Annotated in this window: 14 protein-coding genes; all 14 read left to right on the forward strand. The window is 36.7% G+C overall.

Features of this window, described 5'->3' with window-relative positions; all coding sequences use genetic code 11:
- Positions 1-36: 36 nt before the first annotated feature.
- The 14 genes from FHW88_RS23125 (at position 37) to FHW88_RS23190 (ending at position 13777) form a co-directional block, all read left to right on the forward strand.
- Positions 37-1278, forward strand: a complete 1242-nt coding sequence (locus FHW88_RS23125; protein WP_176628046.1) for an acyltransferase family protein — start codon at positions 37-39, stop codon at positions 1276-1278.
- A gap of 27 nt (positions 1279-1305) precedes the next feature.
- The gene (gene rfbF / locus FHW88_RS23130; protein ID WP_090528649.1) at positions 1306-2076 is read left to right on the forward strand and encodes a glucose-1-phosphate cytidylyltransferase; all 771 of its coding nucleotides are present in this window, start codon (positions 1306-1308) and stop codon (positions 2074-2076) included.
- 42 nt (positions 2077-2118) lie between these two features.
- Positions 2119-3195 (forward strand): CDP-glucose 4,6-dehydratase, encoded by a 1077-nt coding sequence (gene rfbG / locus FHW88_RS23135; RefSeq protein ID WP_090528646.1) that lies wholly within the window; start codon positions 2119-2121, stop codon positions 3193-3195.
- A gap of 31 nt (positions 3196-3226) precedes the next feature.
- Positions 3227-3760 (forward strand): dTDP-4-dehydrorhamnose 3,5-epimerase, encoded by a 534-nt coding sequence (gene rfbC / locus FHW88_RS23140; protein ID WP_090528643.1) that lies wholly within the window; start codon positions 3227-3229, stop codon positions 3758-3760.
- Between the two features lie 12 nt (positions 3761-3772).
- A complete protein-coding gene (locus tag FHW88_RS23145; RefSeq protein ID WP_090528640.1) occupies positions 3773-4690 on the forward strand; it encodes an NAD-dependent epimerase/dehydratase family protein in 918 nt (305 codons plus the stop codon).
- 99 nt (positions 4691-4789) lie between these two features.
- Entirely contained in the window at positions 4790-5386 is a 597-nt protein-coding gene (locus tag FHW88_RS23150) for an acyltransferase (RefSeq protein WP_167516050.1), read from the forward strand.
- A gap of 106 nt (positions 5387-5492) precedes the next feature.
- Positions 5493-6398, forward strand: coding sequence for a glycosyltransferase family 2 protein (locus tag FHW88_RS23155; protein WP_090528633.1), 906 nt, complete (start codon positions 5493-5495; stop codon positions 6396-6398).
- Between the two features lie 62 nt (positions 6399-6460).
- Positions 6461-7888 (forward strand): oligosaccharide flippase family protein, encoded by a 1428-nt coding sequence (locus FHW88_RS23160; RefSeq protein WP_090528630.1) that lies wholly within the window; start codon positions 6461-6463, stop codon positions 7886-7888.
- 575 nt (positions 7889-8463) lie between these two features.
- Positions 8464-9144 (forward strand): hypothetical protein, encoded by a 681-nt coding sequence (locus FHW88_RS23165; protein ID WP_176628047.1) that lies wholly within the window; start codon positions 8464-8466, stop codon positions 9142-9144.
- Positions 9141-10235, forward strand: a complete 1095-nt coding sequence (locus FHW88_RS23170; RefSeq protein ID WP_176628048.1) for a glycosyltransferase family 4 protein — start codon at positions 9141-9143, stop codon at positions 10233-10235. Before FHW88_RS23165 ends, FHW88_RS23170 begins: the two co-directional genes overlap by 4 nt.
- A gap of 208 nt (positions 10236-10443) precedes the next feature.
- The gene (locus tag FHW88_RS23175; protein ID WP_090528621.1) at positions 10444-11160 is read left to right on the forward strand and encodes a cytidylyltransferase domain-containing protein; all 717 of its coding nucleotides are present in this window, start codon (positions 10444-10446) and stop codon (positions 11158-11160) included.
- Between the two features lie 62 nt (positions 11161-11222).
- On the forward strand, positions 11223-12140 hold the full coding sequence (locus FHW88_RS23180; RefSeq protein ID WP_176628049.1) for a phosphoglycerate dehydrogenase: 918 nt from the start codon (positions 11223-11225) through the stop codon (positions 12138-12140).
- A gap of 8 nt (positions 12141-12148) precedes the next feature.
- On the forward strand, positions 12149-13141 hold the full coding sequence (locus FHW88_RS23185) for a Gfo/Idh/MocA family protein (protein ID WP_090528616.1): 993 nt from the start codon (positions 12149-12151) through the stop codon (positions 13139-13141).
- Positions 13142-13171: 30 nt separating this feature from the next.
- Complete coding sequence (locus FHW88_RS23190) at positions 13172-13777, forward strand: SIS domain-containing protein (protein WP_176628050.1); 606 nt, start codon at positions 13172-13174, stop codon at positions 13775-13777.
- The last annotated feature ends 3 nt before the right edge of the window (positions 13778-13780 follow it).

Raw genomic sequence — 13780 nt, forward strand, 5'->3', positions numbered from 1 at the left:
CAGCATCGAATTATTGATAACTAAAATTTATTTTTTATGGCAGGGAATAGGTATGAGCAGCTTGATTCACTAAGAGGGATTGCGAGTTCTCAGGTTTTTTTGATGCATTTGCTATCGATCTCATCGGTATTCTTTGCGGCTACTTACTGGGGAGTGCCCGATGCGGGCACTATGTATAGCACCTCAAAGTGGGCATATATCCTTACCTATACTCCGTTAGCGTTCTTTAAAGCTGGTAATGAAGCGGTTGTTTTTTTTTTCATACTAAGCGGGTTTGTTTTATCAGGAACACTATTTAACAGAGTTAATTATCTGCTATTTAAGCAATATTTAGTAAAGAGATTTTTTAGATTATGGGTGCCTTTTATTATCGTTATTGTACTCTCAATAATTTTAAGAAAGCTTTTTTACACCCCGGGTATTAGCAGCCACCCTGAAATTAGCTTTTGGTTTAAAAAAATGTGGGAGCACCCCGTTTCTGTAATCAATTTTATTAAATTTCTTTTTTTACAAGGCGGTACGCACAATGTTGATACTACATTATGGAGTTTAATAATTGAAATAAAGATATCTATATTATTGCCGCTTTTTATTTTATTAATGGACCGGCTCAATAATGGATATAAAAACGCGGTGTTTTTAATAGTAGTAATCTTAGTATCGCATTTTTCTTTTTCTTTATTAAGCGATAACCCCAAGATTATCTATGATGCAAAAGTTTTACATTATGTGTCTCCTTTTATTTTGGGCGCTTACTTAAATAAGTATCTGAAATTTTGGGTTAATAAAATAAATAACTACTCAAATTTATCTGCCTGTGTTTTGTTCTTTATTATGGTTATTCTTTATTGTATTGATGGGCTAAAGCATTTTATTGAACCGGTGCCTGCCCTGTATTACATAGTTGATAGCATAAGTTATGAGGTGCAAATGTTTGCAAGTTTGGCCTTTATCATCTTGTCATTTCATAGTTTGTTTCAACGGAGGTTATTACATTCTGTTTGGCTTCGATTAGGCCAGATATCATATAGCCTTTACCTGATTCATCCCTTACTATTATTAAGTGTTACTTATTTGCTGTTGCAAAAATGGCAACTGTTTGAAATATGGGTGTTGCTTATACCATTAACACTGGGCTTGTCATATGTGTTTTATAGATATGTGGAAACCCCAATAAATGATTACGGTAGAGAATTAGCCAAAAAGTTAAAGGGAAAGAAAGCAGAACTGGAAAATAAAAAAAAAACTGAGGAACAAGTTAAAATTAAAGCCATATAAACAATTTATAATATTAAATAATTAAGCATGAAAGTAGTAATATTAGCTGGTGGATTAGGAACCCGATTATCAGAAGAAACGATACTTAAGCCAAAACCAATGGTTGAAATCGGGGGTATGCCAATATTATGGCATATAATGAAAATTTATTCTCACTACGGGTTTACAGACTTTGTTGTTTGCCTCGGTTATAAAGGCTACTTGATAAAGGAATATTTTGCCAATTATTACCTGCATAAATCCAACGTAACAATCAACCTGGCAAATAACGATGTAAAGGTTCACGATACCCAAGCTGAGCCATGGAATATTACATTGGTTGATACCGGTTTAGAAACAATGACAGGTGGCCGTTTAAAACGTGTAAAAGAATACCTGAACGGCGAACCATTTATGCTAACCTATGGTGACGGTGTTGCCGACATCGATGTAAACGAACTGGTAGCTTTTCATGAATCACATGGCAAATTAATAACGCTCACTTCTGTACAACCCGAAGGCCGTTTTGGGTTGATAAACTTTGATGACAGCCAAAAGATTTTGTCGTTCCAGGAGAAACCGAAAGGAGATGGAGGATGGAGTAATGGTGGTTTCTTTGTATGTCAGCCTGAAGTTATCGATTATCTTGAAGATGATACTACAATATTTGAACGGGCACCACTCGAGAATCTTGCGAAAGACGGCCAATTGTTCGCCTACAAACATCACGGTTTCTGGAAACCTATGGATACCGTGAGAGATAAAGCCCAGCTCGAAGAAATGATTGCTTCAGGTACCGCCTCATGGATTAAATGGTAGTTTTTTCTATAATAGAATAAGTACTTATACTAAAAATACACTATGGAAAATTTGTTTAACGGCTTTTATAAAAACAGAAGAGTGCTTGTAACCGGGCACACTGGTTTTAAAGGTTCGTGGTTATGCTTAGTACTTAATAGGTTAGGTGCCAAAGTTTACGGTTATTCGCTGCCTTCTCCAACAACTCCGAGTTTGTTTTCTATCGCTCGTGTGAACGAACTTGTAACTTCTGAAATAAATGACATCAGGAATTATAACGCCCTTGCGAAATTTATGGATGAGGTGAAACCTGAAGTTGTTATACATATGGCTGCTCAACCCCTGGTCAGAGAATCATATAAAAACCCTGTAGAAACTTACGAGGTTAACGTGATGGGCACCGTAAATCTTTTACAAGCTATAAGGAACACAAAAAGTGTAAAAGCGGTAGTAAATGTAACCACTGATAAATGCTATGAAAATAAAGAATGGGTTTGGGGATACAGAGAAGATGAACCGATGGGCGGCTATGATCCATATTCAAATAGCAAAGGTTGCTCGGAATTAGTGACATCATCTTTTAGAAATTCTTTTTTCAATCCGGAGGCATATAGTCAACATGGAGTTGGCCTGGCATCTGGCAGGGCTGGGAATGTGATTGGCGGTGGCGATTGGGCAGTTGATCGTTTAATACCTGATTTTATTCGTGCTATCACTAATAACGAAAAAGTTGTAATAAGAAACCCTAATGCCATTAGGCCATGGCAACACGTTCTTGAGCCGCTTTCAGGTTATTTAACGTTAGCCGAAAAATTGTATCAGGATGGTGTTAAGTATGCTGAAGGATGGAATTTTGGCCCTGATGACTCTGACGCGAAGAACGTAGGCTGGATAATTGATAAGATATGTTCGCTATGGGGTGATGGTGCTCAGTTTGGATTGGACACCGGCAATAACCCACACGAAGCCAATTATTTAAAACTGGATTGCTCAAAAGCCAAAACTTTGCTCGGATGGTATCCTAAATGGGGAATAGAAACCGCGTTAGGAAATATCGTTGAGTGGACCAAGGCTTACCGCGATAATTTGGATATGAAAGAGGTTAGCTATAAACAAATTGAGCGCTATTTTTTAGGTTAAGTGTATAATAGTTTTATATAATAATAGAAAAATGATATTTACCGAAACAAAATTAAAAGGAGCTTACATAATTGACCTTTCTTTAAGGCAGGATGACCGTGGTTTTTTTGCCCGCGCATTTTGTGCTGATGAGTTTAAAAAGATGGGATTGAAATATAACATGGTTCAAAGCAACCTTTCTAAATCAATACACAAAAACACACTCAGGGGGATGCATTTCCAAATTGACGGCGCTGAGGAAGCCAAACTTATACGTTGTATAAGAGGCGCCATAACTGATGTTATTATTGATATCCGCCCTGAATCAGCTACTTATTGCGAGCATATATCGGTTGAATTAACCGGAGACAATTACAAGATGATATATGTACCTGAAGGATTTGCGCACGGATATCTTACGAATGAGGATAATTCTGAGATCTTTTACCAGGTTTCAAACTTCTATACTCCTGGCAGCGAAAGGGGCATAAGGTGGAATGATCCGTTATTTGGTATTAACTGGGGCATAACCAATCCGATAATTTCTGAAAAAGATAATTCTCATCCTGATTTTATAAAAAAATAATCAAGCATACCTATGAAAGTACTTATAAGCGGAGGCGGAGGCTATATCGGATCAAATTTATTAAATAAAATAATTGACAAAAGCGAAGCGGTAGGGGTATTGGGTAGAAAAAACAATCTTTCTGTTCAGTCAGAAAAAATTGTTTTTTATGAGGCGGACATTACGCAGCCAATAAAAATAGAACTTAAGCATCAATATGACGTGTTTATCCATTTGGCTGCCGCGAATGATATTGATTCTTTGGATCCTAAAACAGCTATGCTCACTACAGTATTGGGTACTAAATACTGTCTTGATCTGTGTAAGGCCAACGGCATAAACAAGTTCATTTACTTTTCAACTTTCCAGGTATATGGAAAGGTAAGTGGAGTAATGAATGAAGAAACGGTGCTTGAGCCTGTAAATGATTATGCTATAACCCACATGCAGGCCGAAGATTATGTTAAGATGTTTAGCCGCACAACTTCAATAAAGCACATTATTGTGAGGCCTACTAATATTTATGGTGCCCCGGTTAATAAAGATATTGATAGATGGACACTTGTACCTAATTGTTTTTGCAAAGAAGCGGTTGAAAAGAAGACCATCACATTAATGAGTTCCGGAAAGCAAACAAGGGACTTTATCGATTTGAATGATCTTTCAAACGTTACTATTATGCTCTGCGAATCATTTGCTGATTATGAAAATACAATCGTTAATGGAGCATCCGGAAACAATTTTACCATAGTTGAGATCGCTGGAATAGTAAAAGAGATTTATGAGGATAAGTACAATGAAGAGTGCAAACTGGTAATAAAATCTGATCAGCCTTTAGAAGCAAATCAGGTTTCGATAAGTACGGATATGATTACAAAATCGGGATTCAGTTTGTCCGGTAAAGAATCTATCAGAGCCGAAATTTCGAGGATATTTGATCTGCTTAAATAACGTATTGCCTGGTTACAAATTAACATTTAAAATTCAGTTCTATTAACGTAACAATGTATGTTGCACAAGATTTTCCGATATCTCAAGACATTAATCAAAATGGATTATTTTTCCAGGTTAATGTTAATCAGAAGAACATATCGTCACGTTTTTACACAATTTTATTTAAAGTTTTTTTTTAACGGTGTTGGCAAAAAGGCCATAGTTTTTAAGCAAAATATATTAGTATTTGCTAAAGGAATTACATTAGGAAATAATGCAATTCTTTTACCTAACAGCCGGATAGAACTTTTGCCACGTTATGCGGGAGTGGAATTTGAACCTAAGTTAGTTTTAGGTGATAATTCTCAAATTCATCCAAACTGCCATATTACCTGTGCAGATTCAATAGTTATTGGCAACGATGTAATTGTCACATCAAACGTAACGATTACTGATATAATACATCCGCATGATGATATTAACATTCCGATAAATAAAACTAAACTCAAAACCTTTCCGGTAAAGTTGGGTGATCAAACTTATGTTTATAACAACTCGGTTATACTTCCGGGCACCGAAACAGGCAGGCATTGTGTAATTGCTGCTAATAGCGTTGTAAGTGGAAAGTATCCTGATTACTGTGTGATTGCTGGAGCACCTGCCAAAATCATAAAAAAATATAATGCAGAATCGGGTTTATGGGAAAAAGTTTAACCGTGTTTACAAGCCGCAGAAGTTGCTTAATACAATCTTTGTTTGGCTTTAATAATATTTAATGTTTGTTTCAAAATATCCTTATTAATAATAGAAAAATTATTTTATGAATAAAATCCTTGTTGTTACAACGGCTCATGATGAAGATTATCAATTTGACCAGTGGTGCAGTTTTTATAATGAGTTTAAAGATGAAGTGTATGAACACGTAATTGTTGATAACGGTTCAAAACCCGGCTATAAAAAGAAAGTTAGGGACTATTACACAAATTCAACAATTATTGAGCTTGAGAAAGATGGTGGTGTAGCAGGTGGCTTCAATGCCGGGATAAAATATGCCATGACCCGGGATTGTACGCACATCATTTTTATAATTCAGGATATGTACCTTCCAAAGGGCAGCCTTACCCGTATGGCTGAAATAATGGAAGAAAAGCCTGAATATGGAGTTATATGCCCGGTGATTTTTTATGAAAAAAGATCGCCCATAATTCGCGAATACGGAGGTGAGATTTCAACTAAGGATTTTGTGATAAAGAAACATTATGTAGGATCCAAACTTGATGCTTCTATCCCGGCTTATAAAGAGGTGACTTTTGTTTGTGGAGGAATGTATATGGTTAAAAAGGAGTTTTGGGAAAAAGTTGGTCTTTACGATGAGAAGATATTTTTATACGGCGACGAAACAGATGTATTTTACCGGGCAGTCAAACATGGTATTAAGATAGCGGTTACCACTGATGTTCATTGCTGGCATGAACATATATGGAAAGATGGCGCAGGTGAAAAAGGAAGGCGGTTCCCATCAAATGAAGCGTTGTTTTATACCGCACGTAATTATTTCTATCTGATTAAGAAACATGGAACCGCCAAAAACCTGGTATATGGCATTGGCAAGCAATTATGGATGCTTCCTAAGTTTGTATACAGGTACATTTTCAGAGATTATTTTCCTGATAAGGTTGGTGTATATATAAAAGGGCTAATGGTAGGGTTGTTTAAAAAGATATAGTGAATAGGTAAGGCGATGATCCATCCCATTTTTACAGCCTGAAAAAAGATTTTAATTTGATAATGGTTAGTTTAGTAGCGAAGTTTAAAAAAGTAGGTACCTTAAAAGTTGTAAAAAACTTTAGCGAGTTGGTTTTTGGTAACCTGGTTTATCAGGTTTTTAACCTTCTGAGCTTAATTTATATAGCCCGGAGATTAAAATCAGAAGGCTTTGGTGAATTTAGTTACCTACTTGTGCAGGGACAGTTATTTGCTACCATAGCTTCTATCGGGATTAAGAATATTTTAATTCGGAATATAGCCAGAGATCTGAATCAATCAAATACCATTTTTTGGGCTGGTATTTACCTGCAGGGTATCGGATTTATTGGGTCTATTATTTTATTAGGCCTGTACAGCTGGTTGGTATCTCCTTATGATGCATTTACGTTTGTTATTTTAAGTATTAATATAATGTCGTTGAACTTTTGGGATACTTCTGAAGCTGTTTATATGGCTCATCAAAGAATGCTTTATCCCGGAGTGTTAAAATCAATAACATTAGCCATTTGGGTAGTTTTCATTTTTGTCATAAGTAATAAATTGTTTACTTATCAAACTATGTTTATCACCTACACTATAGTGTTGTTTATAAACATAGTGGTTGCCTACTTTGCGTTAAAACAAGCTAAATTGTTAGATAACAAAATAGTTGATTTTGCGGCGACAGTGAAAAACATTTTTGGTCAGGCTTTGCCATACTTTATACTAATCGTGGTAAATCTTCCGATAAACTTTTTGGCAAACAACTTTTTGAAAATAAATAGTAGTAATGCTGAGTTAGGATACTTTAATACAAGCAACAGGCTTACACAGCCCGTAAAATTAATTACAACTCTTGCACTTTCTTCTTTTTTTCCTAACGTAAGCGTGTTATGGGTTAACAATGCCGAACGTTTTAAAGATAAGATTCAGCAATTGATGCCATTGTTTATTAATATTTTATTGCTGATATGCGTGTTCTTTTCAATTTTCAGCAAGGAGATAATCCTCATTGTATTCGGAAAGGACTATCTGCCCGCTATTTTTATTTTTAAATATCAAATTTGGTTTGTTTTCTTATTTACTATCCAGGGTTTGGTCGGAACACTTTGGATGGCAGCAGATAAACAAAGGATTTTGTCGATATGCGGTATAGCGAACGCTATATTATGTACTCCTGTATTGTGGTTTGGGTCGTACTATGGGGCAAAAGGCGAAGCGCTGGCATATTTTTTATCATATTTGATTATTACGCCATTATTGTTTTTGGTTTTCTACAGATCATTGAAGCTAACGTTTTCAGTTATGATAAAGCCTTCAATAGCTTCACTTGCGGTAATAGCTATTGGTATATTTATACCAGATAATAGCTTGATCTTAAGAATAGGAGTATGTGCTTTGATATTCTTTGTTATACTGTACTTTAATAATAGTAGCATTAAAGCTTTTTTTAAACGGGAAAATCAATAACTGTGGTTAGTTTTTTTAATATAATAATGCGTAGATGGCAGTGTTGGGGGTTAAACGGTAAATAGATGAAATTAAAAACTATTTTTCTTTCGCTTATACTTTTTATGGGATCGGGCTATTTCAGGTTGATCTTTTTTAGCGTGAATGTTATTGCCGTAAGTCAGGCGCTGGTTATAATTTATTTATTTGGTACTGTGTTAGCCAATTTGAATAAGTTAAAACTTACCATTTTTCAAAGGCCGATTTTTTTTATACTTGGTTGTGTTTTTATCAGCGCGTTCAATGCGATAATGTTTCATGATCAGGATTTCGCGACTACTTTTCTCGAGCAGCGGTTCATGTATTTTTATTTGTTATATTTTTATCTGTTGGTAACAAAACCAGATATAGATATGATGTATAACACCATACTGATCCTGGCATCACTGGTTTCTTTGATAGTAATCATACAGGTAATAGTTTATCCAATTGAAATTGTAAATAGTTCCAATTTTCTCGTTGAAAGATCAACCGTTCGATTCAGAATCGACGGGCAGGAATACATATATCTGGGACTGTTTTTCCTGATTGACAGAATGATCCGCCAGGGATTTAAGGTGTTTCAATTCGGATTAGTTATTCTTTTAACGGCAGGCCTGTTTTTACAGGGATCGCGCTATATATTGTTTGCTTGTGCCGTTGGTATATTCCTTTTATTTATAAACTCTAAAGAAAAAGCAAGGGCGATAGTGGTAATGTTCCTTTTATTTGTCGCGGCTATTTTCTTAATCCCAACTAAGTACTACGAAGAGATAACGGCTTTAACGGCCGATCAGATACATCAGGGCGATAGCTACATCAGGGTAAAGGCCGCCAATTATTTCTTGTTTAATTTCTCCGATAATATTTCGGAGGTATTGTTTGGAAATGGACAGTATGATGCCAGTTCAGCATATGGAGCCAAGATAACGCGATTAGGTGCATCTGAAGGGTATTTTTTATCCGATGTAGGTTTCATAGGTGATTATGCACGCTTTGGACTAATTTATCTGTGTGTATATTTTTCCCTGATATACAAAACCATGCGGAAGTCAAAGAAAACAACTGAGTTTTTTTTCTTAATAACAGTACTCTTAATGAGTTTACTCAGCTGGCCATTTTCTTATGCTGCGGGCGTTATCTGCTTTTCAATCTGTCTTTATATAGTCAATGAAAAAGCCCGGTTAAAAAAGATAATGTTAAATAGTCAGGCAGAAACGCAACTTATTAAATCATGAAGGTAGCTGTATTTGCATTAAATTATAAAAACAACTACTCTGGAGGGCGAATCCACGCGCTGATGATGGCGCATGGCTTTGCTGCAAACGGGTATACGGTTGATTACTATACCAATTTGGCGCCGGTGTTTTTTGATGATTTTAACATTTACCCCGGAAGCGGAAATTTGCACCTAAAAGTGAGTAAGTATTTTAATTTTCCGCGTGTAAATAATTACGATTTATTACTGGTTGTTCCGCACCTGGCTTCAAAAAAATCTATCGTATTTGATAGGTTCTTTTTCTATCCAACTGTTAAGAAGTTTCAAAATGCTTCCAAATGCCAGTTGTGGTTTCTTGATTTCGAAAGTCCAAACTGGATTAATAAACTAACGCCGCACAGCAGGCCGGAGAGTGCTTATAAATATAGCAATAAGATTTTGCCATCAGTTGATGCAATACTGTCAACTACGAAGGAAGGAACAAAGTATGCTGAAGAATATTATGCCCGATTTAATCCTAACTTAAGTTTTAAACAACTGTATCTTAGTATTAACTCAAAGGTTGCAGATGGTTTTATCGATACTCAAAAAAGAAACCAGGTTATTTATTTCGGACGTTTTGGAGAAAAGCACAAAAACTCAAATGTGCTTAACGATATAATAAATGCTTTACCGGCGAGATATACGTTGCTTGTTATTGGTAACCCGGCAAAGTTAAATCCGGAGGTATATCAGGCTTTGATCAATCAGGCAAAAGAAAACAGTATTGAGTTGGTTTTTAAATCGGGCATTTCTGAGTCCGAAAAATATAAGCATTTAGCTTCCTCAAAACTATTGATTTACAGTTCGTCATTTGAAGGGTATGGTTTACCACCTATAGAGGCACAGTACGTTGGAACGCCGGCGTTATGTTCTGATATTCCGGTATTGAGAGAAGTAAATAAGGGAGCTGAGTTTATCAACTTTGATGATAAAGAAGCATTAACCGCCAAAATTAATAGCATGTTAAACACAAACTATGACAAAGACAAGCTTAAAGCAAGTGTAAGTTCTTTTGCTGAGTTTGATAATTATGTTAAAAATATAAAATATTTAGTTGATTCAATTTAAGATAGAATACATTGTAGAAATGCCGGGTAGTAAAAGGGCAGCTGAAAAATTTTGAATTAATAAACGGCAACCCCATGGTATTATACACTATTAAGGCTGCGAAGGCATCAATATTTGTTGCTAAAAGTTTAATCGCGATAAAGCAACAATCAAAAAAAGGATAATCTGATTTAAAAGTCAGTCGTTAATAATATTATAATCTCATTCTATGAAATTAGGAAAAGTAATAGCTCATATCCCCGCAAGAGGGGGAAGTAAAAGGGTACAGTCAAAAAACCTTAGGTACATGGATGGTAAACCAATGATTGCCTATAGCATTGAAAGTGCTTTAAGTTGTAACCTGTTAGATGAGGTTTATGTGAACACCGATGATGATTCACTTGCGGCAATAGCTGAAAGTTTAAACTGTAAAGTATACCGGCGCCCCGCATTATTGGGTGGAGACGACGCAACCGGCGAAGATTTTACTTATGATTTTATTAATGCCAAAAATCCGGATACACTGGTGCTTGTTAATCCTGTTTGCCCTCTTATCCGGGAAGCTGATATCCAAGGTGCGCTCGAGGCATATTCGGCATCAGATGCAGACACCCTTATTGGATGTACACAAACACAAATGCAGTCATTTGTTGATAATGAACCGATAAACATTGTAGTTGACGGCCCGCTTGCCCCGTCGCAGAATAATAGGGTGATTACAATATGTAATTGGGCTGTAACTATATGGAACGCAAATGTTTTTAGAAAACTATACGAAAACAACCGAAGCGGATATTTTGGGGTGAACAGGCTTTTTTGGCCGCTTGACCCATTGGTAGCTGTGAAGGTAAGCGAGGAAAAAGATTTCAGGCTTGCCGAGGCGCTATTAATTGCCAGGAAATATCAGTCAACCCAAAATGCAACGCCCAAGTACTGGAGCAAGTAATTAAGGACACCATTGCATTTTGTCAACATAACAATTGTAATAAAAGAACGATAATTTATACTATGAAAATATTAACCTCGCCCTCGTCTTTTGGCCAAGTTGGAAATGAACCTGTAGAGTTGCTTCTCCAAAATGGTTATGAAGTAATCAATAACCCTTACGGCAGAAAGCTAACAGAAGATGAAGTTATAGAGTTGGCCGCAGACTGCATTGGTATAGTAGCCGGTGTAGAACCACTTACCGCCAGGGTAATGGATGCGCTGCCTAAGTTGAAATGTATCAGCCGCGTTGGAATAGGCATGGATAGCGTAGATTTAAAATACGCAGCCGAAAAAGGGATTATTGTAACCAATACCCCCGATGGCCCAACCAGGGCAGTTGCAGAATTGACACTGGCTATGACACTGTCATTATTGCGAAAAATACCACAGGCTCATGCTGATCTTAAAAATAAAGTATGGAAAAAGCAGGTAGGCAACCTTTTTCTTAATAAAGTTGTTGGAGTTGTAGGTTTAGGACGTATTGGTAAACTGGTATCGCAACTGTTCAGGGGGGTAGGGAACCCGGTGATTGGTTATGACCCTTACGCTGATGCTGCCTGGGCAACAGATAACGGAGTTGAATTGGTTGATTTTGATACATTGTTAACCAAAGCCGATGTCGTTACAATTCATGTACCAGGCAATGAAGACGGATCTGCGGTAATAGGTGCTAAAGAGATTGATTTGATGAAAACAGGCGCGTTCCTGGTAAATATATCCCGCGGTGGTATTGTTGATGAAGACGCTTTATATAACGCCCTTGCAGCCAATAAATTAACCGGAGCAGCTATTGACGTTTTCTCTTCTGAGCCATATTCAGGCCCTTTATGCGATCTGGATAATGTAGTGCTTACCCCTCACCTTGGTTCATATGCCGAAGAAGGAAAACTATTAATGGAAATTGACGCTGTTAAAAACTTAATTAACGCACTAAAATAATACATACTATGAATTACAAAATTGGTATAATAGGTTATGGTGTAATGGGAAAAATCCGGCACCAGGCTATCGATGAAATTAAAAAAGGCGTTGTAGTAGCTGTATCTGAGCCCAATGGAGAAACTGAAATAAAAGGTATCCCCAATATCAGCCATGAGGAAATTATAAATCATGCAGATATAGATGCGATCATAGTTTGCACCCCCAACTTTTTAAACAAAGATTTAACCATACGGGCCCTGAATGCCGGAAAGCATGTTTTTTGCGAAAAACCACCCGCTTTTACCGGTGCTGATATATTAGAGATACAAAAGGCCGAAGCAGCCAGCGGCAAAAAATTGATGTACGGTTTTAATCACCGTCATCATGACAGCGTTATGCATATCAAAAAGCTGATTGACAGCGGTGAATATGGAAAAGTGTTATGGTTGCGTGGCCGTTACGGAAAAAGTGTAACCAGCGATTATTTTAACCAATGGAGGGCTAAAAAGGAATTAGCCGGCGGTGGTATCTTAATGGATCAGGGTATTCATATGCTTGATTTGTTCCTGTACCTTTCAGGTGATTTTGATGTTGTTAAAGCTGAGGTTTCAAACCTTTATTGGCACATGGATGTTGAGGATAACGCTTTTGTGATCCTTAAAGAATCGGCAACAGGCAAAGTAGCTTCATTACACTCTACCATGTCGCAATGGCGCCATTTGTTTTCGTTAGAGATATTCCTTGAAAAAGGTTATATGGTATTAAACGGCCTTATAACATCATCAATGTCATATGGCGAAGAAACACTCTCCATTGCCAAAAACAGGTCGACGGCGCCTGCGGCTACCTGGAAAGATGAAATAGTAACCAAGTATGTTGATAACAACAGCTGGCGTTACGAAATGGATCATTTTTTTGATTCAATTACTGCTGATAAGCCGATAGCCATCGGTAATTCGGAGGATGCTTACAAACTCATGCGTATCATAGATAAAGTATACGAACAAAAAGAATTTTAATTAGTAACAATAAGATAAAAATCTATTACAATGGAAAGACAAGAGAAAGTTAAAAACTACCTGGGTGATTATATCGCCCGTTTGACTGATATTTTAAATAAAATTGAAGTTGCAAAACTTGAGCAGGTAATTACTGCTATGATCACTGCCTTTAAAAACGGCAATACCATTTATGTTGTTGGTAATGGCGGGAGCGCCGCTACAGCATCTCACATGCAGGCCGACTTCAGGTTCTTTGTTCGTTATTTCTCAAAGTTCCGCCCTAAGATTATCGCTTTAACCGATAACGTACCTATGATTACCGCAATAGGTAATGACAATAACTTTGACGATGTTTTTGTTGAGCAAATGCGCGGTCAGTTTGTTTCAGGCGACATTTTGATCGCTATATCGGCAAGTGGAAATTCACCAAATTTGGTTAAAGCTGCTGAGTTTGCTAATGAATTAGGCGGTACTACAATTGCATTCGTAGGCTTTTTGGGTGGAAAATTAAATGAAATATCATCTATACCACTGTATACACCAAATCCTAAAGGAGATTACGGCCCGATTGAAGATGTGCATATGATCTTAAATCATATAATAGTAAACTACCTTTCAACCGACGAGGAATTTTTAGCACTTACTGCTAACTAATTA

Origin of the sequence: Mucilaginibacter sp. SG538B (assembly GCF_013376065.1) — a bacterium.
Lineage (GTDB): Bacteria > Bacteroidota > Bacteroidia > Sphingobacteriales > Sphingobacteriaceae > Mucilaginibacter > Mucilaginibacter rubeus.